The 25,237-nt window shown below is 57.9% G+C and carries 28 protein-coding genes; 20 read left to right on the top strand and 8 right to left on the bottom strand.

Annotated features, from left to right (window positions below):
• Positions 1 to 24 precede the first annotated feature (24 nt).
• Positions 25 to 417 carry a glutaredoxin family protein gene (locus AC13E3_RS12275; RefSeq protein ID WP_053113887.1) on the bottom strand — a complete coding sequence of 131 codons (393 nt, stop codon included), beginning with the start codon at positions 415 to 417 and terminating at the stop codon, positions 25 to 27.
• A 160-nt stretch (positions 418 to 577) separates the two neighbouring features.
• Here AC13E3_RS12275 and AC13E3_RS12270 point away from each other — a divergent pair, with 160 nt between their 5' ends.
• Positions 578 to 2,293 (top strand): FAD-binding oxidoreductase, encoded by a 1,716-nt coding sequence (locus tag AC13E3_RS12270; RefSeq protein ID WP_273018000.1) that lies wholly within the window; start codon positions 578 to 580, stop codon positions 2,291 to 2,293.
• Here AC13E3_RS12270 and AC13E3_RS12265 read toward each other — a convergent pair.
• Positions 2,271 to 3,440, bottom strand: coding sequence for a putative sulfate/molybdate transporter (locus AC13E3_RS12265; protein WP_008177310.1), 1,170 nt, complete (start codon positions 3,438 to 3,440; stop codon positions 2,271 to 2,273). The two genes, AC13E3_RS12270 and AC13E3_RS12265, sit on opposite strands and share 23 nt — an antisense overlap.
• A gap of 38 nt (positions 3,441 to 3,478) precedes the next feature.
• Positions 3,479 to 4,363 carry a helix-turn-helix transcriptional regulator gene (locus tag AC13E3_RS12260; RefSeq protein WP_008177309.1) on the bottom strand — a complete coding sequence of 295 codons (885 nt, stop codon included), beginning with the start codon at positions 4,361 to 4,363 and terminating at the stop codon, positions 3,479 to 3,481.
• Between the two features lie 118 nt (positions 4,364 to 4,481).
• On the opposite strand from AC13E3_RS12260, the gene AC13E3_RS12255 reads away from it, so the two are divergent.
• The 7 genes from AC13E3_RS12255 (at position 4,482) to AC13E3_RS12225 (ending at position 10,209) form a co-directional block, all read left to right on the top strand.
• Positions 4,482 to 5,180, top strand: coding sequence for an ABC transporter permease (locus AC13E3_RS12255; protein ID WP_008177308.1), 699 nt, complete (start codon positions 4,482 to 4,484; stop codon positions 5,178 to 5,180).
• Positions 5,177 to 5,920 carry an ATP-binding cassette domain-containing protein gene (locus tag AC13E3_RS12250; protein WP_008177307.1) on the top strand — a complete coding sequence of 248 codons (744 nt, stop codon included), beginning with the start codon at positions 5,177 to 5,179 and terminating at the stop codon, positions 5,918 to 5,920. The genes AC13E3_RS12255 and AC13E3_RS12250 overlap by 4 nt, the downstream gene beginning before the upstream one ends.
• Before the next feature lie 68 nt (positions 5,921 to 5,988).
• Complete coding sequence (locus AC13E3_RS12245) at positions 5,989 to 6,795, top strand: ABC transporter substrate-binding protein (protein WP_008177306.1); 807 nt, start codon at positions 5,989 to 5,991, stop codon at positions 6,793 to 6,795.
• Positions 6,796 to 6,977: 182 nt separating this feature from the next.
• Positions 6,978 to 7,847 (top strand): formate dehydrogenase accessory sulfurtransferase FdhD, encoded by an 870-nt coding sequence (locus AC13E3_RS12240; protein ID WP_008177305.1) that lies wholly within the window; start codon positions 6,978 to 6,980, stop codon positions 7,845 to 7,847.
• 12 nt (positions 7,848 to 7,859) lie between these two features.
• A complete protein-coding gene (mobA, locus tag AC13E3_RS12235) occupies positions 7,860 to 8,447 on the top strand; it encodes a molybdenum cofactor guanylyltransferase MobA (protein WP_008177304.1) in 588 nt (195 codons plus the stop codon).
• The gene (gene mobB, locus AC13E3_RS12230; protein WP_405418094.1) at positions 8,444 to 8,935 is read left to right on the top strand and encodes a molybdopterin-guanine dinucleotide biosynthesis protein B; all 492 of its coding nucleotides are present in this window, start codon (positions 8,444 to 8,446) and stop codon (positions 8,933 to 8,935) included. The genes mobA and mobB overlap by 4 nt, the downstream gene beginning before the upstream one ends.
• A 26-nt stretch (positions 8,936 to 8,961) precedes the next feature.
• Positions 8,962 to 10,209, top strand: a complete 1,248-nt coding sequence (locus AC13E3_RS12225; protein WP_053113871.1) for a molybdopterin-binding protein — start codon at positions 8,962 to 8,964, stop codon at positions 10,207 to 10,209.
• Here the strand turns inward: AC13E3_RS12225 and AC13E3_RS12220 are convergent, their stop codons facing one another.
• Genes AC13E3_RS12220 through AC13E3_RS12205 form a run of 4 tightly spaced genes read right to left on the bottom strand, consistent with a single transcriptional unit; the run spans position 10,210 to position 14,229 of the window.
• A complete protein-coding gene (locus tag AC13E3_RS12220) occupies positions 10,210 to 10,686 on the bottom strand; it encodes a DUF6505 family protein (RefSeq protein WP_008177294.1) in 477 nt (158 codons plus the stop codon).
• Positions 10,683 to 11,387, bottom strand: coding sequence for a biotin/lipoate--protein ligase family protein (locus tag AC13E3_RS12215; RefSeq protein ID WP_482902066.1), 705 nt, complete (start codon positions 11,385 to 11,387; stop codon positions 10,683 to 10,685). The genes AC13E3_RS12220 and AC13E3_RS12215 overlap by 4 nt, the downstream gene beginning before the upstream one ends.
• On the bottom strand, positions 11,384 to 12,232 hold the full coding sequence (locus tag AC13E3_RS12210) for an Mrp/NBP35 family ATP-binding protein (protein ID WP_008177290.1): 849 nt from the start codon (positions 12,230 to 12,232) through the stop codon (positions 11,384 to 11,386). Before AC13E3_RS12210 ends, AC13E3_RS12215 begins: the two co-directional genes overlap by 4 nt.
• A gap of 17 nt (positions 12,233 to 12,249) precedes the next feature.
• A complete protein-coding gene (locus AC13E3_RS12205) occupies positions 12,250 to 14,229 on the bottom strand; it encodes a 4Fe-4S binding protein (RefSeq protein ID WP_482902065.1) in 1,980 nt (659 codons plus the stop codon).
• 143 nt (positions 14,230 to 14,372) lie between these two features.
• On the opposite strand from AC13E3_RS12205, the gene AC13E3_RS12200 reads away from it, so the two are divergent.
• The 11 genes from AC13E3_RS12200 (at position 14,373) to AC13E3_RS12150 (ending at position 22,400) form a co-directional block, all read left to right on the top strand.
• Positions 14,373 to 14,951: a DUF3305 domain-containing protein gene (locus AC13E3_RS12200; protein WP_482902064.1), complete on the top strand. Its 579-nt coding sequence runs from the start codon at positions 14,373 to 14,375 to the stop codon at positions 14,949 to 14,951.
• Positions 14,951 to 15,577, top strand: coding sequence for a DUF3306 domain-containing protein (locus tag AC13E3_RS12195; protein WP_014579229.1), 627 nt, complete (start codon positions 14,951 to 14,953; stop codon positions 15,575 to 15,577). Before AC13E3_RS12200 ends, AC13E3_RS12195 begins: the two co-directional genes overlap by 1 nt.
• A 109-nt stretch (positions 15,578 to 15,686) precedes the next feature.
• Entirely contained in the window at positions 15,687 to 16,298 is a 612-nt protein-coding gene (locus AC13E3_RS12190) for a TorD/DmsD family molecular chaperone (protein ID WP_008177286.1), read from the top strand.
• A gap of 41 nt (positions 16,299 to 16,339) precedes the next feature.
• Complete coding sequence (locus tag AC13E3_RS12185) at positions 16,340 to 16,531, top strand: twin-arginine translocation signal domain-containing protein (RefSeq protein WP_008177284.1); 192 nt, start codon at positions 16,340 to 16,342, stop codon at positions 16,529 to 16,531.
• 90 nt (positions 16,532 to 16,621) lie between these two features.
• Positions 16,622 to 19,507, top strand: coding sequence for a formate dehydrogenase subunit alpha (locus AC13E3_RS12180; RefSeq protein ID WP_405418087.1), 2,886 nt, complete (start codon positions 16,622 to 16,624; stop codon positions 19,505 to 19,507).
• Positions 19,508 to 19,522: 15 nt separating this feature from the next.
• Complete coding sequence (gene fdh3B / locus AC13E3_RS12175) at positions 19,523 to 20,131, top strand: formate dehydrogenase FDH3 subunit beta (protein ID WP_008177277.1); 609 nt, start codon at positions 19,523 to 19,525, stop codon at positions 20,129 to 20,131.
• An 87-nt stretch (positions 20,132 to 20,218) separates the two neighbouring features.
• Positions 20,219 to 21,391: a formate dehydrogenase subunit gamma gene (locus AC13E3_RS12170; RefSeq protein ID WP_008177275.1), complete on the top strand. Its 1,173-nt coding sequence runs from the start codon at positions 20,219 to 20,221 to the stop codon at positions 21,389 to 21,391.
• Positions 21,388 to 21,513 (top strand): hypothetical protein, encoded by a 126-nt coding sequence (locus tag AC13E3_RS12165; RefSeq protein WP_264752631.1) that lies wholly within the window; start codon positions 21,388 to 21,390, stop codon positions 21,511 to 21,513. The genes AC13E3_RS12170 and AC13E3_RS12165 overlap by 4 nt, the downstream gene beginning before the upstream one ends.
• Complete coding sequence (locus AC13E3_RS12160; protein WP_053113861.1) at positions 21,506 to 21,745, top strand: sulfurtransferase TusA family protein; 240 nt, start codon at positions 21,506 to 21,508, stop codon at positions 21,743 to 21,745. The genes AC13E3_RS12165 and AC13E3_RS12160 overlap by 8 nt, the downstream gene beginning before the upstream one ends.
• A 107-nt stretch (positions 21,746 to 21,852) precedes the next feature.
• Entirely contained in the window at positions 21,853 to 21,993 is a 141-nt protein-coding gene (locus AC13E3_RS12155; RefSeq protein WP_008177269.1) for a hypothetical protein, read from the top strand.
• 155 nt (positions 21,994 to 22,148) lie between these two features.
• Positions 22,149 to 22,400 (top strand): hypothetical protein, encoded by a 252-nt coding sequence (locus AC13E3_RS12150; RefSeq protein WP_008177267.1) that lies wholly within the window; start codon positions 22,149 to 22,151, stop codon positions 22,398 to 22,400.
• Here the strand turns inward: AC13E3_RS12150 and AC13E3_RS12145 are convergent.
• A complete protein-coding gene (locus AC13E3_RS12145) occupies positions 22,397 to 22,990 on the bottom strand; it encodes a hypothetical protein (RefSeq protein ID WP_100169531.1) in 594 nt (197 codons plus the stop codon). The two genes, AC13E3_RS12150 and AC13E3_RS12145, sit on opposite strands and share 4 nt — an antisense overlap.
• Before the next feature lie 294 nt (positions 22,991 to 23,284).
• Here AC13E3_RS12145 and AC13E3_RS12140 point away from each other — a divergent pair, with 294 nt between their 5' ends.
• The gene (locus tag AC13E3_RS12140; RefSeq protein WP_405418081.1) at positions 23,285 to 25,210 is read left to right on the top strand and encodes a methyl-accepting chemotaxis protein; all 1,926 of its coding nucleotides are present in this window, start codon (positions 23,285 to 23,287) and stop codon (positions 25,208 to 25,210) included.
• The last annotated feature ends 27 nt before the right edge of the window (positions 25,211 to 25,237 follow it).

The raw sequence follows: 25,237 nt of genomic DNA, 5'->3' as shown, positions 1-25,237 counted from the left end.
CTCTCCAAAAATCAGCAACGGCAATCAGGCCGGCTCAAACCGCTCCTGTAGCCACGCCTTGATCTCGTCAGACTCATACAGCCAACGATCACTGCCATCCTCCTGATGAATCTTCAGGCAGGGCACCTTGATTTGGCCGCCGCCGGCTTCCAGCGCCGCACGATGTTCCGGGTCATGCTGGGCGTCGCGGGTTTCAATGTTCAGACCGAGCCGTGCGATTTCCTTTCTTACCTTGATGCAGAACGGGCAGGCCTTGAACTGGTACAGGGCGAGATTTTTGCTGGCCTCGTCGGCGCGGGCTTGCTCTTCAGCACTGCGGGTCACGCTTTCAGGCGTGCTGAGCTTTTCACTGAGCAGCATGAAGGGCGTCAGTACCAGACGCAGGGTGCGAAAAAAATAGCGAATAATAACTCTCATGAGTAAGACTCAAACTCCGGGTTTCTTGGTAAAAGTCGGCCTGAACGATGTCGGCATTCAGGATTGATTTGCGTACTTGATAGCGGTGTACGAGGATATCATTTCAACAGATGAAGTGTTCAGAGTAACGGGGGCAGACCCCTCATTGATGGAGAATCCGATGTCTGAGTCCGGCACCAAATCTCTGCGCAAACCCCTGCGATTCTGGGGTTGGGGCTATGCGGATGAGGATCTGCATCCCGAAGAACACGCCATGATCGAGACCGTTACGAAAATGTTGGTGCCGGAAGGCCTGGTGGAGATTGAGCCACCAAAGGTTGAAGACTTTGACCTCCCAGCATCCCGGTTGCTTTCTGTTCCCGAGCATCTCTCAGACATCATTTCCACTACGAACTACGACCGCCTGGTGCACAGCTACGGGAAGTCCTACGCCGACATGGCCAGGATGCTGATGCGGAAAGTGCCCAACCCGCCCGATGCCGTCGCCTTTCCCAAGACGGAAGACGATATCCAGCAACTGTTTCGCTATGCGGCCGAAGACAATATTGCACTGATCCCGTTCGGTGGCGGCACCAGTGTCTGCGGCGGCGTTGAGCCCGATGTTGGCGACACCTACCAGGCGACGATCAGTGTCGATATGGAAAACCTGAACCAGATTCTGGAGATTGATCCTATCAGTCGTCGCGCCCGGATCCAGGCAGGAATCAAAGGCCCGGATCTCGAGCGGCAACTGAAGCAACATGGTTTGACACTGCGCCATTACCCACAGAGCTTTCCGTTCGTGAGTCTGGGCGGCATGCTGGCAACCCGCGCTGGCGGCCATTTTGCGACCGTATACACGCACATCGAAGACATGGTGGAAGCAACCCGGCTGGTCACGCCAAAAGGCATCATCGAGACCCGCGCTCTGCCCGGCTCAGGCGCGGGCCCTTCGGCAGACCGCATGATCTGTGGCTCAGAAGGTACGCTGGGGATCATTACCGAAGCCACCATGCGATTACAGCATCGACCAAAGTGGCGGGCCACGGCGTCCGTCCGCTTTGATCGCTTCATGAACGGTGTCGATGCTGTCAGACAGATCGCGCAATCGGGTTTATTCCCGTCGAATTGCCGTCTACTGGATGAGGCCGAAGTGGTGATCAACCGGATCGCTGACAAACCCTGCGCCATTCTGGTTCTTGGTTTCGAATCCGCAGATCATCCGCAAGACCAGAAAATCGAGCGGGCCGTCGCCATTGCCGAAGAACATGGCGGTGTTCTGCAAAAAGATGGCATTAGCTATAACCCGGATCATGCAGAAAAAGGGTCCAGCGAAGCCGAGTCCTGGAGAAATGCCTTTATCCGAATGCCCTACTGGCGCAATCGATTAACCGCCATGGGCATGATTGCCGACACCTTCGAAACCGCGATCACCTGGGACAGGTTCCCGAGCCTTTACAAGGCAGTAAGATCAACCATGGAGTCCGCGCTTCGCGAGATCACGCAACGACCATTTTCATTCTCCTGCCGCTTTACCCATGTTTACCCGGACGGGCCTGCGCCCTATTTCACGTTTTATTGCGTGGGCGACACTACCGGCGATCTGGGCAAAGCCCTGGAAAAGTGGAAACAGCTCAAGCGCATCTCCATGGAAGTGCTGGCCGAGCAAGGCGCTACCGTCACCCATCACCACGCCGTTGGCCGGGATCATCGCTTTGGCTATGAGCAGCAGACATCACCGCTGTTTCGTCAGACCCTGGCGGCGGGCAAGCACTTCCTGGATCCTCAGGGCATCCTGAATCCGGGCGCTTTGTTTGATCCGCAGGATAAAAACGTTGGCATTCGGGGTGTGTTATCCGATTCGGACGATGCTCTCAGTCCTGATGAGCACCGCTAATCCTTCCCCGCACCCAGGCGGCCCTGAAAGTCTCCGAAGCAACCCCGGCCAGGAATCCGAAAAACGGATCGGCCCAGAAGGTGACCAGTGCCGTTATCCCGATCACTGGCCAACAGGAAGGTTTGGCGACCCAGAGACGCTTAGTCAGGCCAAGCTCGACAGCCGCCACCATTAGCAGGGCACCGAGACCGGCCGCGGGAACGGCGGCGATGAACGACAGACCGCCGGGCACGAATGCGATCAGGAGCAAACCGGTGCCCAACAGAACCGGCGCCAGGCCAGTCCTGGCGCCGAAGCGGTAATGAGCCGCCACACCACCCGCGCCGTGGCACATGGGCAGCGCACCGAACGGTACCAGGAAGAGATTGGCCAGGCCTGTTGTCACCGACAGACGTGCTGGCGAGACCCGGTGTGACTGATCCCCGAAATAATCCCCAACCACCAGGGCCGTCAGAACGATGGCGTTGGTGATGGTCAGCGCCAGTTGTGGCAGCACCAGGATGGAAAAGCCTTGCTGCCATTCATCCATTGACGGCAACTGGGGCATAGAAAAGATCGCCGGATCAGCCGGCAACGGCAGCCCGGGCGAACCTAGCAGGGCCCCGAGAACCATGGCCAGAGCAAGGCCCAGCAGTGCCGCAGGCCAACTGGGGAAAAGTTTCAGGGTGATGGCCAGCAACGCAAGGATAACGAGGCCCAACGGCAGAGAAGTGGCCATCAGTTCCAGGCTCATGCTGGCCAACAACAAACCCAGCCCCAGCTGAAGGCCGCTCAGCACCGACCCCGGCACCAGGCGGGCCGCCCGGTTGATCCACCCGGTTGAACCCAGAAGCAAGAGAATGGCACCGATCAGAACGCCACTGGCGATAAGGCTCTGGGCACTGACCTGGGTGGTAAGCAGGAGCGCGGCCACCGCTTTCATGGGCTGCACGGGCACCGGCAGACGATAATACAGCCCGGTCGCGATATAGAAGACGGCAAACCCCAGCAGCACCGGTACCGGCGCCAGTCCTGCCACGCCAATGGCCCCGAGACTCAGCGGCAGCAAGGTGCCGATATCCCCCAGCGCACCACTGAGTTCGTGAATAAGATTCTTTCCGGCCGAACGCTTGTGTCCGTTCGAACCTTGCATTCCGGTCGAACCCATGCGGGCTCCTGCCTGATTGGTCTGTTTATTGTTGTGGTTCAAGCGTTATACATCACTTTACCAAGCTCACTTATATCATACCCCCCCAACGCCTCGGCGCGCTGAACAAAACGCTCGCAACGGGCGAACTCCAGCAAACGCTGCATGGCCGGCTCGAAGTAATGGCGCCTGCGCATGGCCAGGTCAAAGTGCTCCTGCTGCAGGGGAATAAATGCCAGCCCCTGGCGCCTGGCAGCCGCTTCAATACCCACGCCCACATCCGCCTCCCCCTGGCGAATGGCCAGTGCCAGATCGTCCTCACTGAGCGAGGGATGGGCGGCCCAGGTAAGCTGACTGCCATCTATACGATGGCGGGCAAGCAGCCCCTGCAGCAGATGGCTGACACCGGCATCGGGCTGGCGGTGGGCAAGGCGAAGGCCTGGTCGGGCGATATCCTCAAGCCGCGTGAGTCCGTGAGGGTTGCCGGGCGCCAGGAGGAGCCCCTGCTGGCGCTTGGCCCAGCGAATCAGCACCAGGTCCCTCATGCCAGTCAAACCCAGGGTGGCCGGATCGTTGTATCGCTCACTCTCCGCGTGCCAGATGTGCATGCCAGCGACCATCGCGCGCCCGTCCACCAGGCGCTGAACCCCATCGCCGCTACCCTGGCACAACATGGCAAGCTCGGCGTTGCTCTCCTTTACCGCCCACTCCAGCAGCGGGTCCTGGCTACCCACTAGCACCGGCAGCGTTGGAGCACTGATCGCATCGTCACCTTCAAGGTGGTTCATCAACCACAAATCAATACGCTGGCGCGGGAACAATAGCTTTCCTGTGACCCGAACGCAGGGAATAACACCCTGGCTGACGAGATCATAGACCTTGCGTTCTTTCAGGCGCAGATACTCAGCAGCCTCGGCCGTAGTGAGGTAGGCGGGAAGGGGCATCAGAATCTCCGGAGGATCAGGTAAAGCATCAGGCTGTTTTTGACTGCATATTTTTCAGCAGGCTGTGCAAAGCGTAGTTAAAAACGCCACGATGCTCAACATTAAAGGAGACGCAGCTGTGGAAGAAAATGCGTTTTACGTGGCGCTGTCGCTACTGGTGAACCTCGACGCTTCGCTGTACCAGATCGTGGTGCTTTCGCTACAGGTTTCGCTTCTGGCGGTCCTGATAGCGGCGTTTTTGGGGTTTCCCCTGGGTGCGGCAGTTGCATTGTGGCAATTCCCCGGGCGCGGCGGTGTGGTTGTTGCGCTGAATGCCTTGATGGGGTTGCCTCCGGTTGTGGCCGGGCTCGGCGTTTACCTGCTGTTATCGCGGGCCGGACCTCTGGGTGAACTGGGCCTTCTGTTCACGCCCAGCGCCATGGTGATTGCGCAGGTGATACTGGTATTGCCCATTCTCGCCGCGCTCTCGCGCCAGAAAGTGGAGGAGTTACTGGGTGAGTACCGGGAACAGTTCGTATCGCTGGGCATGTCCCGGGCGCGGATGATGCCCACCCTGTTGTGGGACGCCCGCTTTGCCTTGCTGACTGTTCTGCTCGCAGGGTTCGGCCGGGCCAGCGCAGAAGTGGGCGCTGTCATGATGGTAGGCGGCAATATTGATGGCGTGACCCGGGTCATGACCACGGCCATTGTGCTGGAGACAAGCAAGGGTGCCCTGCCCCTGGCGTTGGGCCTGGGCATTGTCCTTCTGACACTGGTCATGGTGATCAACGCCACGGCCTACATTTTGAGTGAAACGGCTAAAAGGCGCATGGGATGACTTCACTGAACGTGCCCGTTAACAACCCGATCGAACTCAGTGCACCGCCGTCGCTGCAATTCGAGAGCGTCGAGTTCAACCCTTTCGGCCACCGGCTTTTTGGCCCCTGTTCGTTCAAGCTTGACGGACCCGGCCCCACGCTGGTGATGGGCCCCAATGGCGCCGGCAAAAGCCTCATGCTGCGACTGGCGCACGGACTGCTCACACCGACGGAGGGCGCCGTGAGCTGGTCAGGCGCCAGCGCGCCCCGCCAGGCCATGGTTTTCCAGACGCCGATCCTTTTGCGCCGTTCGGCGCTGGCCAACCTCCGGCACGCACTGGCGGTCAACAATGTGCCACGCAAGTTGCGCACAGAGCTGGCTCTCGAAGCCCTGGCCCGGTTTGGCCTCTCCTCCTGCGCCGACACGCCTGCGCGGGTGCTGTCCGGCGGCGAGAAACAACGCCTGGCACTGGCACGTGCCTGGTCGCTTTCACCGGCAGTGTTGTTTCTGGATGAACCCACCTCCGCACTGGATCCTGCCGCGATTAAGGCCGTGGAACTCGCCGTACAGGAATTTCACAAGCAGGGTACACGCGTCGTAATGACCACCCACGATCTCCACCAGGCCCGGCGACTGGCCGGCGATGTCCTGTTTCTTTCGGAAGGCAAGGTACAGGAACACACACCAGCGGACATGTTTTTCCGTGCCCCGGTCTCGCGGCAGGCACAGGCCTATCTCAACGGCGAGCTCGTAGCCTGACCCACCAATAAGAAACCGCATCGGACCACCGATTTCTTGGTGAATGAATACCAAAAGGAGAAAACAAAATGAAAAAGACCCTTAACCTGGTTCTTGCAGCCGTCACTACCGTGGGCCTGGCCTTCAGCGCCCACGCCGAAGATTACATAACGCTGGCCTCGACAACCTCAACCGAGAACTCGGGCCTGTTTGATTCGATCCTGCCAAAGTTCGAGGACGCCACTGGCATCGAAGTGCGCGTTGTCGCCGTTGGTACCGGCCAGGCCTTCGAAATCGCCCGCCGTGGTGATGCCGACAGCCTTCTGGTGCACGACACCGCCGGCGAAAAACGTTTTGTGGAGAACGGCTACGCCACAGAGCGGGCCGACGTGATGTACAACGACTTTGTATTAATTGGCCCTGCCGATGATCCGGCCAACATCAGCGCAGCGAAAACCGCCGCTGAAGCGCTGTCTGCCATTGCCGAAGCAGAGGCACCGTTTGCCTCTCGTGGTGACGACAGTGGCACCAACCGTGCAGAACTTCGCCTGTGGGAAAGTGCCGGTGTTGAACCGGGCGGCAGCTGGTATCGCGAACTGGGCAGCGGCATGGGCCCGACCCTGAACACTGCCGCCGCCATGGATGCCTATGTGATGTCAGACCGCGCAACCTGGGTCGCGTTTGAAAACCGCCAGAACCTGAAGCTGCTCTTCGAAGGTGACAAAGTGCTGTTCAACCAGTACGGCAGCCTGCTGCTTTCTGAAGAGAAGCACCCGCACCTCAAGCATGAGATGGCCGCGAAATGGCACAACTGGCTAATCTCCGAAGAAGGTCAGCAAGCGATTGCCGACTTCAAGGTGGATGGACAGCAACTGTTTTTCCCGAACGCCAAGTAATTCAGCAGGGCCAAGGGTCACTGGCCTCACCCTGTCTAACCCTGTATTACCTGAACCCCGGCGCTGCCGGGGTTTTTTATTGGTGTAAGGCAGCTGTTTTTCCCCAATGCCAAATAGGCTAATCTCTGGCAATCTCCGTAGATATTCCATTCCGCGGCATTCACGAAACGGCTACAACAAAAATGACGATTGATCCCATACTTCCCGATCCCAAAGATCCCCGACTGTCCCGGCCGGTGGAGGGTGTTGACGAAAACGGCGAGGCCAAATCGATCAGCGTGATCGAGGAACGCCCCCTGACGATCTACCTGAACAGTCAGGAAATCGTCACCGCCATGACCATTGGCGATCACCCGGAGTATCTGGCCCTTGGCTTCCTGTTGAACCAGGGCATGCTGAAAGAGAGCGATCAGGTCACCGGGATCGATTTCGACGAGGAACTTGAGGTCGCGGTGGTGCGCACGGCGGGCGTTACCGATGTTGAGGACAAGCTGGAGAAGAAAACCCGTACCTCCGGCTGCGCCGTGGGCACGGTCTTCGGCGACATGATGGCGGGCCTCGAAGGGCTGTCGCTACCGGACACCCCGGTACACACCAGCAGCTTTTACGATCTCTCCTATCAGATCAACCACACGCCCAGCCTGTACATGGAAACCGGCGCCATTCATGGCACCGCGCTTTGCCAGGGCCAGACAATCCTGGCCTACATGGAGGACGTTGGACGGCACAACGCGGTCGATAAAATTGCCGGCTGGATGCACCTGAACAACATTTCTGCGGCCGACAAGGTCCTCTACACCACCGGACGACTGACCTCGGAAATGGTGATCAAGACATCGCTGATGGGCATTCCCACGCTGATCAGCCGCTCGGGTTTCACCGCCTGGGGCGTTGATATCGCCCGGCAGGTCGGACTGACTCTGATCGGACGGATGCGAGGCAAGAAATTCACCTGCCTGAGCGGCCAGCATCGTCTGGTGTTCGATCAGGACTTGTCGCAGGTACCCGATGAAGACAAGAAGCTGCGTCGCAAAGGCGCTCAGAATGATTAATGGAGGCACTGCATGACTGATTGTGCAGTCATCCTGGCGGGCGGCCAGGCAAACCGCATGGGCGGCGGCGACAAAGGCCGGCTCATGCTCGGCGACCAGTCACTGATCCAGCGGGTAATTGAGCGGATCACGCCTCAGGTCGACGCCGTGGTGTTGAATGCCAACGGCGATTCAAGCCGGTTTGACGACCTGGGGTTGCCGGTAGTGGCCGATTCCATCGAGGGTTTTCCGGGGCCGCTGGCAGGCGTGCTCGCGGGCATGGACTGGGCCGCCGAACAGGGCCATGACTGGCTGATCAGCGTTGCGGCCGATACTCCGTCCTTTCCCAGGGATCTGGCTGTCAGGCTGGCTGAACATGACACCCCGGTGGTGCTGGCGGCCACGCCGGACCCCGAACGGGGCCGGCTGCCCCAGCCGACCTTCGGCCGCTGGCAGGTCGCTTTGCGGCATGATCTGCGAGCCGCCCTGAACGATGGCGTGCGCAAGATCCGCCAGTGGACACAGGCCCAGGGCGAAACCCTGGTAGTGTTCGACGAGGGCGACTTTTTCAACATCAATACGCCGGACGATCTGGCCTGGGCGGAGCAGCACCTGAAGTGAACGTAATAGGCATCGTAGGTTGGAAAAACTCCGGAAAGACCACACTGGCCGCGGCTCTGATTCGGGAGCTCTCCAGCAGAGGGCTAACGGTCAACTCGATCAAGCATGCCCACCACATGGTGGATGTGGATCAGCCCGGAACAGACAGCTACAAGCACCGGTACGCCGGTGCCCGTGAGGTCATACTGGCCGGTGGTCAGCGCTTCGCGATCATGCACGAACTCCGGGGGGCAACAGAGCCAACGCTGGACGAATTACTGTCCCGGCTGGGCCCCTGCGACTGGGTGGTGGTGGAGGGTTTCAAGACCCACTCCCACGCCAAGATCGAGGTGCACCGGCGGGAGGGTTCGCGGTCACCGCTGTTCACCGAGGATCCGAGCATTGTTGCCGTGGCGTCGGACTACGCTGCCGAGTTCTCGGGACCCGTGTTCGACATCAACGATATCCCCGCCATCGCTGATTTTATTCTCAACCGTCAGCCAGCCTGAACAGCCCAACCAGGAGCCGAAGATCCATGAAACCGCTTCGCAACGACTGCTTTGCCCTACCCCCCGGCGTCAACTGGACCCCGGTTGAAGAGGCCCTTGAGCGTTTGCGTTCACGGTTACATCCTGTGGTGGAGATTGAGCGCGCCGTTCCCCTCTCCCAGGTAAACGGCCGCATCCTGGCAAACGATGTCCATGCGCCCCGGGCTCATCCCCCAAGCAACAATTCCGCCGTCGACGGCTATGCCCTGGCCGGACCGGTGACGGACGTGCCCTGCACCCTACCCCTGGTCGAAGGTCGCAGTGCCGCCGGTGAGCCATACACAGGCCAGGTGCCCGAAGGCCACGCAATCCGGATTCTGACCGGAGCGGTCATTCCAGCCGGCACAGATACCGTGGTTCTGGAAGAAGACTGCGATGTCGCGGATGGCCATCTGCACCTGAACGGCACGCTAAAAGCAGGCGCCAATGCCCGCAAAGCCGGAGAAGACATAAAGGCAAAGGACAAGATCCTCACAACCGGAACCCGCCTGAGCCCGACCCAGATTTCGGTACTAGCCAGCGTGGGCGTGGAATCCGTCGACATCTATCAACGACTGCGAGTTGGTGTGCTGTCCACTGGTGATGAAGTGAAACCGGTCGGGGCAACTGTTACCGACTGGCAGATTTACGACGCCAACCGCCCTATGCTCAGCGCCCTGGTTTCGCAACTGGGCTACGAGCTCGTGGATCTAGGCCATGCGCTGGACCGGGCCGAAGAGGTGAAAGCAGCGCTTGAGCGCGGCGCGGAACACTGCGACCTGATCCTGACCAGCGGTGGCGTGTCTGCCGGCGACGAAGACCACGTGTCAAAAACACTGAAAGCCCATGGCGACATCAGCAACTGGCGCATCGCCATTAAACCCGGCCGGCCTCTGGCGCTCGCCATGTTCCAGGGCACGCCGGTCGTTGGGCTGCCGGGTAATCCGGTGGCCGCCTGGGTCTGTGCCCTGCGGTTTGGTGCTCCGGCCATGGCGTTGTTGGCAGGCGCGGAATGGTTTGAGCCACAGGCCTATGTGATGCCGGCCAATTTTTCCAAGAACAAAAAACCCGGGCGCAGCGAGATGCTGCGGGCACGGGTTCGGGATGGGCAGGTTGAGGTGTTCGGTTCGGAAGGCTCCGGCCGGGTGACCGGCCTGGCCTGGTCCGACGGACTGGTGGAACTGGATGAAAGCGCCCAGCAGATAGAGCCGGGCACCCCCGTGCGGTTTATTCCCTACGGCAGCTTCGGGCTGTAATCAGTCAACGCTGCCGTGCACCGCAAAGGCCTCCAGTGAAGCATCCTGCGGCCCCCGGGAACGGTAGGTTTCCTCGACACCCAGCTCGGTCAGCGTGCGGCTGACCATCAGCAAGGTGTTGTCCTCGAAGTCTTCACACATGTTGCGCATCTGATCGATTTCTGCACAGGCCACCGGATAGGCAGCATCAATACTCGGCGCGCCATAATGGTCAACAAATGTCTGGGCGAGGGTTCGTCGCACCTGCTCCAGTTCCGGCTCGGTGATATTGCATACACCCACGAAACTGGCGCGGCCGCCAGACTCAATGCTGTACCAGCCATTAGTGAACGCCTGGCGGGCTTTCCCTTTCAGGTCTGCTTCGGTCCAGTTGGAAAACTCGAAGCCACCGGAGATCGCCCATTCGCCGCTGGGCGCAGGCTTTTCAAATACGTTCTCGTCCGATATATCCAATTGCAGGGTTCGGGCCAGCTTCATACGTGCTCCGCGAATTCAATCAAGCTCAATGTCTCGGTCATCACATCCTGACGCAACAGCATCCGGCCTTTCTCATCCAGGCCAACAAAAAGTCCGGGCCGGGGCCGTTCGATTGTCTTGCCCAACGTGTCACAGCGGGGCCGCCATTCGTTGTGCACCCGCTCGAAGCCACTGTCCATAAAGTAGGTCAGCCACAACAGCGTGTGTTTGGACCAGCTTTCCAACAGGGCCATGGGCGTGATTTCAACGCAGCCTTCTTCGTACAGACAGGTTTCGTTCGGATTTTCTCCCGGCTCGTCGGTCATCGGGATAAAGGGCACCTCAACGCCAATGACCAACCAGTTAGGATGCGCTTTCGGATCAGACACGTCCGCAGCAAACCGGACGATTCCGCAGACAGCTCCGTTGACCTTGATGCGGTCGGGCCATACAAAGTGTACGGGGACTTCGGGCGGGGCCAGAGCACCCAGACTCTCGGCCAGACCTATCTGGGCGACATAGACCGCCTGAATGGCCTCTTCCAGGGGTGTTTCCGGCGCCAGCACCAGGGCCGCACGCAGGCTGTCGCCTTGCTCGGAGTAGAACACCGTGCCGGAGTCAACGCCCGCAATGGCCCGGCTCACGGCCTTGTCAAAAGGGTCGGTGTGCCTGGGTACCACCTCCCCGGTCAGTAACGGTGGGAACTGGGGTGTATCGATCATTGGATGGCCCGGGCGTAGACGTCAGAGGCAACAATTTCATCGGCGATGCGCTGGAACGCTTGCGCCTGGGGACTATCCGGCTTGGATACCACAATCGGCACTCCGCCATCCGATCCCACCCGGATATCGAGATCCAGCGGAATCTCTCCCAGGAACGGCGAACCGAGTTTCTCGGCTTCCGCCCGCGCGCCACCGTGTCCGAACGGATGGTGCTCTTTGCCGCAGCCATCGCAGATAAACGAGGCCATGTTTTCAATCAACCCGAACAGCGGCACATCCATCCGCTTGAACATATCAATACCCTTGCGGGCATCCATCAGGGCGATGTCCTGGGGCGTCGAGACGATAACCGCTCCTGCAACAAAGAACTTCTGGCTCAGGGTCATCTGGACATCGCCCGTGCCCGGCGGCAGATCCACCAGCAGCACATCCAGCCGTCCCCATTCCACCTGGTTCATCATCTGTTGCAGGGCGCCCATCAGCATCGGCCCGCGCCAGACGATGGCTTCGTCTTCCGGGGCCATCAGGCCCAGGGACATCAGCGTTACGCCGTGGTTTCTCAGCGGCAGGATGGTGCTTCCATCCGGGCTGGACGGCCGACCGGAAACCCCCAGCATGCGGGGCTGGCTCGGGCCGTAGACGTCGGCGTCCAGCAGGCCGACCTTGAGACCTTTCGAGGCCAGGGCAACCGCCAGGTTGGACGACACGGTGGATTTGCCAACGCCACCCTTGCCCGAGGCGATGGCGATGATCCGATCAACGCCCCTGGGGTTTTTGTCCTGAGGCCGGGGAGCGTCGGTTCCGATCAGGTTCGGTTTTTTTCCTACTTCGGTGTACTCAACCATGATGTGTCCTGTTGTTTTTAGCTGTCCAGATAATCATCACTGGTGCGGACCCTGGGGCGTTCACCGGCCGCCATGGGTGCGTTGTCACCATGGAACTGGGATTTGACCCGACAGTCGTCGCACATCTTGATCAGCTGCACGTTATCAGAGTTCTTGTACATCCAGTGCTGGTTTTCCAGTTTCTCGACGATCCGGTTAATGGTGCTGGCAACGCCGAACGGGGTTCCGCACTTGATGCATTCGAATGGCTCCTCACCGTGCAATGCCCGGGCACTCAGCGCCGCCTTGGACACATCCAGCTGGGGCTTCAGGGTGATGGCGGTCTCAGGGCAGGTACTCTCGCAGATACCACACTGGACACAGGCGTTTTCCGTGAACTGGACCTCGGGGCGATCCGGGTGGTCACCAAGGGCGCCCGTCGGGCAGAGTGATACACAGGCAAGGCAGAGCGTGCATTTATCGGAATCAATTTCGATCGCACCGTATGGCGCGCCTACAGGGAGCGGAATCGGCTCTTCGATCTTGTCCGACATCGCAGCCACTGTCACCCGTGTGATATCCCGGCGACCGCCAACCAGCAGAACCGGATCGCTCACTCGCCCGGCATTGTCACCCGCATCGCAGAGTTCGATGGCGGAAATGACCCGCACCCGGCTCGGCGAGTTGTGGGTGCCTTTGAGCATGGCCTGGGCCAGTTCCACTTCCGCAGTCACCGCCCGGCGATCCAGCTCATTGTCCGCAAGGATCAGAACCTCGGCGTAGCCGGCGCCGAACGCCGCCATGATTTCAGCGTGCCCAATCCGGTCGACATGCTCGAGCCCCATCGGGATCAGATCATCCGCGAGGCCATTATCGTAGCGGGCCAGGTTGGCAATGGCCTCTGTGCCAGCCTCCAGGGTATGGAACACCAGGCGTGGCGATTCGTGAGTATGCTCGCGATAGACCTTGGCCATCACTTCAACAGCCTTGGTGATCGCCTCGAATGGCGTCTCATTCATGGTCACCGCAGAGGTGGGACAAACGGCGGCGCAGGAGCCACAGCCGGCGCAAATGTCCGAATCGATCTGAATATGGTCGCCAAAGGAGAAAATGGCTTCCGTCGGGCATACATCCAGGCAACGGGTACAACCGGGCTTGTTGGCCCGGGAGTGCGCGCAGAGCGACTCTTCGAGCCTGAAGTACACGGTTTTTTCGAACTCACCCACCATTTCCCTGGCCGTCAGGGCAATGCGCTCCAGCTCGCCGGTCTTCTTCGGGTCGGCCCAGAAGTAACCGTTGCGCTTCTCGTGGCTGGGAAATGCCGGGGCACCGCCACGCAGATCGATGAACACGTCGCATTCGCTGCGGGCGGTGGGCTTGGCTGCCTCATAACCCAGCTTACCGCGACCGGCCGGATGCAGGGGTTGCAGGTGCGCAAATTCCAGCTTGAAATTGCCCAGTGCGCCGTAGGCGCCCGTCAACTGCCCTTTGGCCACGTCGTAGGCAGCAGATGGCAGCTGGATCGGGCCGGCATCATTAACAATGCAGGTCACGCCCAGTTCGTCCTGCACCAGTCCGGCCATCCTTATGGCCTGTTCGGTGGGACCCACAATGCAGCACACGCCGCTGGACTGGATGGTTTTTGCCGGCGCCATTGGTGCCGGCAGCTGGGCAGCGGCAACCAGGGCGGCCTGCTTGGCGTGCAACCGTTCGGGCTTCGCGTCGGGGGCACTCCAGCCGGCGCGATCCCGGATATCAATGGATTGGAGCGGCGCTGAGTGCTGGGTCTCGGCGTAAACGTCCTCCGCAAGGCGCTCGAAAAAAGCCGCCTGCTGGCCACAGGCAATAAGCACGTCACTGCTGGCGCCCAGGTGCTCGGCGGCAATACTCATTTCGTTGCCGCACAGTTGATCCACTGCGATGACCTGATCCGCGGCCGCGGCTTTGCGCAGGGCCTCTGAATCGAAGGTCTGTGATTTGTCGCAGCTACATAGTAATAAGGTCTTATGTGCCGTCATCAGGAAATTGACTCTTTCGTTGTTTTTATACGTATACGCTTACGTATCGCTTTTCGAGCATGCCACAGGCATTATCTTTTGGACAATTGGATAATCTTTTGGGCCCTGCTAGTTTTACGCTATAACAAAAAATGAGAAGCACCATGAGTAGTCGTACAGAACAGTGGAAACGCGAGCTGAGGGTTGGCGCTGTCGTTCGTCGATCCCCGGGCGTCACTCGCTGGGTAAAAGAAATCTGGAAGCCGGTTGCCGTCATACCTGGTGCACCTGATGCATTCTGGAAAGAATTGGTTCGCGAGGGCGACGTGGTCGATTACCACGCGGGCACGGTTACGATGGAGCTGTTCCGGGCCGATGTTGAAGGCTATCTGGTCTCCCTGAACATGGCTGCCCCTTCGGTCTGGATCATCCTGGACAAAGATGTAACGAGCCAGTCGCCGTCCGGGTGGGTTGTCAGCACCGTCACAGCCAGCGCCCATGAGGCTCTGGATGCCCTCGACAGTGGCGAAAGCATTGTCGAGGCGGTTCCTATTCCTGAATCCCTTGCAGCCTGGATAAAAGAGTTTATCGATATGCACTATATCGAGGAGCCGTTCAAAAAACGTCGTCGCGACGAAGTCCGCGTGGATGGCGTTGAGGACGCCAAGGGCGACCCGCGCATACGTCAGGAAAGTGACGTTTTTCGTGCTCCCTCGAACATCAAAAAGCCGAGAATTCAGTGATGGCCGAATCACGTCTTCAGCGCTGGGCTCGCAAGAAGGCCGAAGCCGCCAAGCGCCCGGAACCATCCCCTCCTCCGGTTATCGAGGCTGAGCCAGCCCCGGAGGAGCAGGAACTGGCAATCAATGAAGCATTGCCGGAACACGAGCTGCTAGAGAAGTATGGCCTGCCTGACCCGGAAAACATTGAGCTGGGTACGGACATCACCGGTTTCATGCGCAAGGAAATTCCGGAGTTCCTCCGCCGCAAGGCCCTGAGGGGACTCTGGAAATCCAACCCGGTACTGGCCGTTCTGGACGGCCTCAATGATTACGATGAGGACTACACACTGGCCTCGACGGCCGGACAGACAGTGAAAACTTTATACAAGGTTGGAGAGGGGCTCGTCGACAAAGCCAAAAAAGCCGCGGACGTCGTGGACGATCAGTCGGAAAAGCAGGCAGTCTCGTCGTTGGCAGGGCCTGATTCCACAACCGCCGAGGAACCGGATTCTGAGGACAGTCCCGAACTGGAAGATATGGCAACGCCGACGGAACTTCCCGAGCAGCAGCTTGCCCAAGAAGAGGCGACCTACTCGGAAGAGGAGCCGGAACCACGATTCCGTCCTCGTATGCGTTTTGACTATTAGCAGAATACGTTTCAGCTATTAGCAAGTTAAAGGTCGGTCAGGCCAATATTCTGGATTGTGTACTAGAATAGCGTGACAGGCCGCACATAATAATTAGAAGGAACAGGAATTGAGTAACACTGCGGAAATCCAGTGCCCGCGTTCGATCTCTGAAGAAGATCGTGCCAGGGCCCAGATCTATCAGCTGCTTGGCGTCCTGCTTGTAGACCCGCCCTCCAGTGAATTGCTGAAAGGGCTGGCTTCATTACAAGGCGACGAGACGCCACTCGGTTCGGCCTGCAAAAACCTGGCAGCCCTCGCCGAACGCACCAACCCGTATGACGCCGAGCGAGAGTTCAACAATCTGTTTGTCGGACTCGGTCGCGGAGAACTGCTCCCCTATGCCAGCTACTACCTCACCGGCTTCCTGAATGAGAAGCCCCTGGCGGAGCTGCGTACGGATCTCATGACCCGCGGTATCAAATCCCGCAGCGACGTAAAGGAGCCGGAAGATCACATCGGCACCCTCTGCGAAATCATGGCGGGCATCATCACCGGGGAATTTCCATGCGACAGCGGACTGCCGTCGCAAAAAGCATTTTTTGATGCCCACCTGGCAAAGTGGGCAGCCTTGTTTTTTACCGACTTGGAAGAAGCGCAAAGCGCCATTTTTTACGCACCAGTGGGTTCGCTCGGTCGAGCCTTCATGGCGGTAGAAGCCGACGCCTTTGCAATTCAGTAACCGGGATCTCAAGGTCCCATAAACCCAGGGGGAGGTGTCCAATGGACAACCCGAAGCGTGAAAACAGCCGTCGCCGTTTCCTGCAAATGGCCGCTGCTGCAGCACCGGCTGCGGTGGCAATGACGGTTGCACCGAACGCCGCAGCGGAGGTCGTCAGACAAGACGCGCCGAAAAGCCGCGGTTTACGTGATACCGAACACACACGTAAGTATTTCGAATCGGCTCGCTTTTAACGGGGATTTGAGTTGATCGAGGTTGCGAAAGGCCCTTGAGAGATTCAGCTTTCCGAAAAAACGAGAATAATAAAGAGAGAGGTAAACGACATGTTAAGGAAGAAGACCAACGGGGTAGCGAAAGGCTCCCGTGCAGGCTCTTTGCTTTCTTCTCTCGCTGCCAAGACTCTGGACCGTCGTCAGTTCCTGACAACGTCTGGCGTGGCAGTGGGTGGTCTGGCCGCACTGTCGCTGTCATCGGGACGGGTTGAAGCTGCGGCCCCAACGACCGGGGGTGGCGAAGTCGTCGTCAAAAAATCCGTTTGTACGCACTGTTCGGTAGGCTGCACGGTCGAGGCTGAAGTGCAGAATGGAACATGGATCGGGCAGGAGCCTGGTTGGGACAGCCCCTTCAATCTTGGCGCGCACTGTGCCAAAGGGGCTTCTGTACGGGAGAGTGCCCATGGCGAACGTCGTCTCAAGTCGCCCATGAAGATGGTCAACGGCCAGTGGCAGAAAATCTCCTGGGATACCGCCATCAACGAAATCGGCGACAAGATGCTCGAAATTCGTGAGCAAAGCGGTCCCGATTCGGTCTACTGGCTGGGCAGCGCAAAGTTCAACAACGAGCAGGCCTACCTGTTCCGTAAGTTTGCGGCCTACTGGGGCACCAACAACGTGGACCACCAGGCTCGTATCTGCCACTCCACCACCGTCGCCGGCGTAGCCAATACCTGGGGCTACGGCGCAATGACCAATTCCTACAACGACATCCACAACTCCAAAGCCATCTTCATCATCGGGGGTAACCCTGCCGAAGCGCACCCGGTCTCGCTGTTACATGTGCTTAAGGCGAAGGAAGAGAATAACGCACCTCTCATCGTCTGCGATCCGCGTTTCACACGCACTGCCGCGCACGCCGATGAGTTCGTCCGTTTTCGTCCGGGCTCCGACGTTGCGCTGGTCTGGGGCATACTTTGGCACATTTTCGAAAACGGTTGGGAAGACAAAGAGTTCATCCGCACCCGGGTGTGGGGCATGGATGAGATTCGTGAGGAAGTAAAACGCTGGAATCCGGAAGAAGTCGAGCGTGTAACCGGCGCTCCGGGCGCTCAACTCGAGCGTGTGGCCCGCACTCTGGTCAACAACCGCCCGGGTACCGTTATTTGGTGCATGGGTGGTACCCAGCACACCAATGGTAACAACAACACCCGGGCCTACTGCATTCTCCAACTGGCACTGGGCAACATGGGCGTTGCTGGCGGTGGCACCAACATCTTCCGGGGGCACGACAACGTTCAGGGTGCTACCGACTTGGGCGTGCTCGCCGACACTCTGCCCGGCTATTATGGTCTGTCCGCTGGCGCCTGGGCCCACTGGTCAAGAGTCTGGGAAGAGGATCTGGACTACCTGAAAGGCCGCTTTGCCGTGTGGGACAAGAACGGCAAATCCAAAGCCATGATGAACGAGAAAGGCATTCCGGTATCCCGATGGATTGACGGTGTCCTGGAAGCCAAAGAAAACCTGGAGCAGCCAGACAACACCCGGGCCATGGTGCTGTGGGGCCACGCGCCCAACTCCCAGACCCGTATGACGGAAATGAAGGAAGCGATGGAAAAGCTCGACCTGTTGGTTGTAGTGGATCCCTTCCCGACCGTTTCTGCCGTACTCCACGATCGCAAAGAGGGTGCCTACCTGCTGCCCACGACCACCCAGTTCGAAACCTACGGCTCGGTAACCGCGTCGAACCGTTCTCTGCAGTGGCGAGAAAAAGTAGTAGAGCCGCTGTTCGACTCCAAGGTCGATCATGAAATCATGAAGCTGTTTGCGGACAAGTTCGGCTTCACCGATCGCATGTTCCGCAACATTGCCATTGATGGAGACGAACCGTCGATTGAGGACATCACCCGCGAGTTCAACCGTGGCATGTGGACCATTGGCTACACCGGCCAGTCCCCTGAGCGCCTCAAGAAGCACATGAAATATCAGCACCACTTCGACAAGACTACGCTGCGTGCAGTCGGTGGACCTTGTGATGGTGATTTCTACGGCTTACCGTGGCCTTCATGGGGCACACCGGAGATGAACCATCCGGGCACTGCCAACCTGTACGACATGTCGTTGCCGGTTTCCGAAGGCGGCCTGACGTTCCGGGCCCGCTTCGGAGTCGAGCGTGATGGCGAAAGCCTGTTGGCAGATGGCGTCTACTCGAAGAACTCCGAGATCAAGGACGGCTACCCGGAATTCACCATGCAGATGCTAATGGATCTGGGCTGGGATGGCGATCTGACGGCTGAGGAGCGGGCCAGTATTGAAGCCGTGGCCGGCCCGGAAACCAACTGGAAGACAGACCTGTCTGGCGGCATTCAACGTGTGGCAATCAAGCACGAGTGCGCACCTTTCGGTAATGCCAAGGCCCGCACCGTGGTCTGGAACTTCCCGGATCCGATACCGCTGCATCGCGAACCGCTATATACCAACCGTCGTGATTTGGTTAAGGATTACCCGACATACGAAGACAAGACTTTCTGGCGGGTGCCTACCCTGTACGAGTCCATTCAGAAGAACGACTTCAGCAAGGAGTTCCCGATCATCCTTACCTCCGGCCGTCTGGTCGAATATGAGGGTGGTGGTGATGAGACTCGCTCAAACCCCTGGCTGGCTGAATTGCAACAGGAAATGTTCATCGAGGTTAACCCACGCGATGCCAACAACCTGAACATCCGTGACGGCAATGATGTCTGGGTTTCCGGCCCCGAAGGCGCGCGGATCAAGGTCAAGGCCATGGTGACCGAACGTGTCGGAGAGGGGGTGGCCTTCATGCCATTCCACTTTGGCGGGCACTATCAAGGCAAGGACCTGAGGGACAAGTATCCCAAGGGCGCAGACCCCATCGTTCTGGGCGAATCCACCAACACGGTTCAAACATACGGGTATGACTCGGTCACGCAGATGCAAGAGACCAAAGCCACCCTGTGTTCGATTATGCCGGCATAACAAGAGGTGTAAATCATGGCACTTGAGGGAAAAGCACGCGCAAAATTCCTGGTCGATGCCGAACGCTGCATCGAATGTAATGCTTGCGTAACGGCCTGTAAGAATGAGAATGAAGTCCCCTGGGGTATCAACCGCCGGCGCGTGGTGACCATCGGAGATGGTAAGCCTGGCGAACGCTCGATCTCGGTAGCTTGCATGCACTGTTCAGACGCGCCTTGTATGGCCGTTTGCCCTGTGGATGTCTTCTACCAGACCGAAGACGGTATCGTGTTGCACTCCAAGGATCTGTGTATTGGTTGTGGGTATTGTTTTTATGCCTGCCCCTTCGGTGCGCCTCAGTTCCCCCAGGCGGGCAACTTTGGCAGCCGGGGCAAGATGGACAAATGCACGTTCTGTGCAGGCGGCCCTGAAGAAGACAATTCAACAGCTGAGTTCACCAAGTACGGCCGCAACCGCATTGCCGAGGGCAAGCTGCCAATCTGTGCCGAAATGTGCTCGACCAAAGCGCTGCTGGCCGGTGATGGCAGCGAGGTGGCAGACATCTATCGCCAGCGTGTGGTGAGCCGTGGTTTCGGTTCCGGCGCCTGGGGATGGGGCACGGCCTATGGGAAGAAGGTCCCTTAAGCCCGCCATGAGTTTCGGGGCCCCCCGGGCCCCGCAAAACTCATGGCGGCAACGAACTCTTCTTCTTGATTCTTTTGGGGTGCTCGCATGAAGCGTAAGTTGTTAGGTGCTGTCGTCCTTGCACTGGCGACACTGGTGTTTAATCCTGTCTGGGCGCAAGAGGCCCCCGCGGTTGATCGCACGTCTACCGGGGGTGCTCAAACCCTGGAAGACATCCTGGCTCGTCAAAAACAGTTGGAAATTGACGAGTCTTTTCGCTCGGAAAACCTGGGTAATCCTGCCAATGCGGCACCGATCAGTGGTCGACTCGGCACCCTGGGAGGGCGCTCGGATTCCGACATCTATCGTGCCATTCGATACAACAAGATTGACCCCAGTACCCAGGCCCGGGGGCCTGCCGCTGACGTCCTGATCCAGGACGGAGGCATACCCTGGTACAAGTTACGAGAGGGGCCGGTCATCACTTACGGTGGCAGTGCAATCCTGGCTATCATTGCGCTACTGGCAGTGTTCTATTTTGTGCGCGGAAGAATCAAAATCACAGGCGGCCCTGCGGGCACCACGGTTGAACGATTCAAAGCCATCGAACGATTTGGTCACTGGCTGTTGGCGGGCTCGTTTGTCGCATTAGCTATAACGGGGTTAATCACCTTGATGGGTCGCAGTTTCCTCATTCCGGTTATGGGGCCCGAGGCCTTTGCCACTCTGGCTGCCGGCTCCAAATGGCTTCACAACAACATTGCGTGGGCCTTTATGTTGGGGCTGGTGATGACCTTCTTCATGTGGGTGGCGCACAACATCCCCAACAAGCTCGATTGGCAGTGGCTCAAAGTGGGCGGCGGCATCTTCACCAACGCCCATCCGTCAGCGAGGAAGTTCAACGCCGGTCAGAAAATTGTTTTCTGGACCGTGATGTTGCTGGGTTTTTCAGTCTCGTTGTCGGGCCTGTCATTGTTGTTTCCGTTTGAAATTCCAATGTTTGCCAAGACGTTTGGCGTCGTGAACACTGTTTTGGGAACGGATTTGCCGACAGTGCTGACGCCGCACGAAGAGATGCAGTATGCCAACATCTGGCACTCTATCGTGGCGTTTGTGATGATGCTGGCCATCATTGCCCACATCTACATCGGCTCGGTCGGCATGGAAGGTGCCTTCGACGCTATGGGTAACGGCCAGGTTGATCTCGAATGGGCTCGTCAACACCACGATCTGTGGGTCGCTGAGGTTGAAGCCAAACAAGGCAAAGGAGGTTCGTCGTGAAGGTAATGATTTCGGCTTTTATCGCGGCCCTGCTCATTGCCACGGCTGCACCAATGGTGCTGAACCAATTTGGCTGGTCGTCGGCGGAACAAACCAGCGCAGAGAGCGTTCGCCTTGACTGATCAGTCCGAGGTATACCAGATCGACGCCGTCGGTCTGGTATGTCCTCTCCCCATCCTGCGCTTCAAAAAACGGACCAAAGACCTGCCCGGCGGAACACTGGTCGATTTCCTGGCGGATGACCCCACCGGCCGAAAGGACCTTCAGGCCCTCTGTGATATCACCGGCCACCGGATTGAATGGACCAGAGAAGAAGAAGCTGGCGTCACTCGTTACCGCATTTCCCTGGCATAAAACGGCATCGAAATCGTCAATCTTTTCCTACACTTCACCACGCCCTCTTGGAAAATCAGGCGCCAACCCCCTATCTTAAATTAGGACTCCTAATAATTGGAATTCCGATGAGTTCAGACCCACTGTGGGAAATGATGATGCCTGAAAATGTCGAGGGACTGGCCCGGTCGATTCCTGGTGCTGCGGAAACCATGACCTTCTGGAGGCACGAGTGGCGGATCAAGTCAGCATCCGGTGTTGTGAAATGACTGAGTGGTACCGGCACTCCCAAACAGCGTGAAAACGGAGACATATGCTGGAATAGCGTGATCATTGATGTAACACGGGAACGTCAGATCCATAGCAAGCAAACCACCGTAAGCCTACCCTCATTTCTATTTAATACAGACTAAAAGGCCAAACAATGAGCGACAACAGTCGACCGGTAATTCTGACTGCCCGGCAAATAAGATTCCTGCAGGACCTGATCCTCGAAAAGCAGTACCAGCTTGCCGCTCAGCAGTCAGAGAATCAGCAGAGCACTGATTACAGTCAACTCAGCGAGCAGATGAGCCACACAACAGATCTGCTGATGCAGCTGACCGACGCATTGCCGGAAGATTGCGCAATTCCCCTCCAGGAAACTCCGGAAATCCCGGCGAGCACCTGCCCCTAGTGACCACCTCGTGGATGCTTGCGGGCTTCCAGGTTACCCAGCGACATTTTCACGTCTCGATCCGAAAGTTCTGGAAGATCGTCAAAATTCGAAACTCGCGGAAATTTCGAATCGATCACAGTCGCCAGCGTATCGTCGATGCACAGGGTGTCTGCCACGGCCTGATGACAACCGGGCATCAGGATTGCCCTGATCTCGCCGATTTCTCTTGTTCCCGTCTCAACGTCTCCGGAGCGACTGGCGCTGATCACGGTGAGCTTTTCGGCCCAATCCACAGCGCGGCCATCAACAGGTTTCGCCTCAATCCGCTCACAGGCTGTCAGGGTTGCTTCAAGCAACGTTCGGAAGTTAGCTGATTCAGCCAGCCGCTCGGCCTTTTCGCGAGCACTGCGATCTTCGTCAGGCACCAATAGTATGTAGGGCGTATTATCAACAAAGACACCCCAGTAGTCGGCCGCAATGGCTTCGGGTTTCGGGTAATAAACCCCAGCGGTCAGGGTCGAATGCTTTTTCCTTCTAGCCAGGAAGGCGCCTTTTTTTTCACAATCCAATTCTTTGCCTCGGTCTTTTCCGGTTTTCACTTCTTGCACGGGTCGTCCAGCAATGGCCATTGAACGATAGGCTCGAGCCCCATCGGTGGATCATTTCGTGGACGCAGAAATATGGTGATTGCAAGAAGGTTTTACAAATCCGCAGCCAGGCCTGTGCCTGCCGAGCGACATTTCCGCTCTTTTGGCAGCACATATGCGTCGTAATCTCTGGAATGATTCACGAATGACGCAATAATGATTAAGGAAGCATCGATCCCGGCCGATATAAAAAAAGATCGCAGTAATTTGCGTGCTCCAATAGTCCGTAAAGCTTATAGATTCTGGGGAATCAGCATGTCTATCAGAAAACTGTTCATCGTCTCGATTGCCGCTGTTCTGCTGGTCATCGCAATACTCGCAAGCGTTGTGATCGCTTTAAACACGCAGAAAACGATCACGGCAGATGTCGCTGAAAGGCAGAGTGATCTTGTCGAGGAGATCACCGGAATGCTCTCCATCACCGACGAGCTCATGTCAAAACGGGTGAAGAATTCGCTGAATCTGCTCATTGAACGCGGCCAGCAACTCGGAGCCGCCAGGATCCAGGGAACCGAACCGGTCGCAGGCAAACCCGTTCCGGCACTGTTTCTCGGCGACACCATGATCAACAACAACTTTGACCTGGTGGATGGCATAACCGGGATCATGGACGGCACAGCCACTCTATTCGTCAGGGATGGACAGGACTTTGTCAGGGTTTCCACAAACGTAAAGAAAGACGATGGATCCCGTGCCATCGGCACCAAACTGAATATGGCGGGCGCGGCCGGGCAGGCCATTAGCCGGGGCGAAGCCTACTTCGGACAGGTCGATATTCTCGGCAATCCCTACCTCACCGCTTACAGCCCTATCCGTAACGCCTCAAACCAGATTATCGGCATCTGGTATGTGGGCTATTCAGCGGACCTTGAAGAACTTGAAGCGGACATCACCTCATCCAGCCTGCTGGAAAGAGGATTTCTCGCCCTGGTGGACGACAAGAATCGACTGCGCATGCACTCCAGCTCCATTGAGTCCGATCCACTGCAAAACCTGCTGGAATCTGAGCCGGAAGACTGGAACCTTGCACGTACTGCGTTCGATGCCTGGGGGTACCAGATTATCACCGGCTACTCGGAAGACGAAGTGGCAGCCATGGTTCGCAATCAGACCATCAAGACGGTCATGGCAATTCTGATCGGCGGACTGGTGCTGATCGGCTGCCTGAGTGCCCTGGCACAACTGGTTGTGGCTCGACCTCTCCAAAAAATGATCGATGCCATCAACGACATTGCCAGCGGCGAAGGCGACCTGACGGTGAGGTTCAATGCAACCGGCAAGAGCGAATTGGACGTCATGGCCCAAGGCTTCGATCGCTTGCTAGACCGGTTACAAACTACAATTTCAGAAACCAAAAGATCCTCGGAAAGCCTGCTTGAGGCCTCGTCGAGTCTAAGGGGCATAGCATCAGACTCCGCCACCGTCGTCTCGCAACAAACCGAGGAGACCGAGCAGGTTGCAACCGCCATGAATGAGATGACAGCAACCGCTCAAACTGTTGCCGAAAGCGCCTCCAGGGCTGAAAACATTGCCAAAGAGGCGGATGGTCTGGCCGAAAGTGGCCAATCGCTCATTGCCAAAACCACGGCGAAAATACAGAGCCAGCTCGACAACAACCAGAGCTCAGTGCAAACCAGTGCTTCGCTGAGAGCTGCATCGGATAACATCGGCAATATTCTTTCCGTCATAGAAAACATTTCGGAACAGACTAATCTCCTGGCGCTTAATGCAGCGATTGAGGCAGCGCGAGCCGGAGAACACGGCAGAGGTTTTGCGGTGGTGTCAGACGAAGTCAGAAACCTGGCCCGTCGGACCCAGGAGTCCATCAAAGAGATCCAGGACCAGATCAATCACCTGCAGGAAGGCGTTGCCGGTGTCACCGACGTTATTGAGGTGGGCAGTCAGCTAGCAACTGAAACCAACGACATGATCCGCGAAACCGGCAACGCGATCGAGGCACTGCGCGAGGGCGTTCGAACCATTCGGGACACCAACATTGAAATGGCAAGCGCCGCCGAGCAGCAGAGCCAGGTTTCTGAGGACATCAACCAGCGCCTTGAGCACATTCGGCAAATGGCTGGTAGCAGCCAGGAGAACGCCGCATCAACCAATGAGGCGGCAGAAACGTTGAAGCAACTAGCGGAAAAACTGAAGTCTCAATTGGACTCTTACAGGACCTGACCCAGTTTCCATACCCGGCAATCATTC

This window comes from Marinobacter sp. L-80 (genome assembly GCF_056859395.1).
This window is presented reverse-complemented; position numbering and strand designations above follow the sequence as displayed.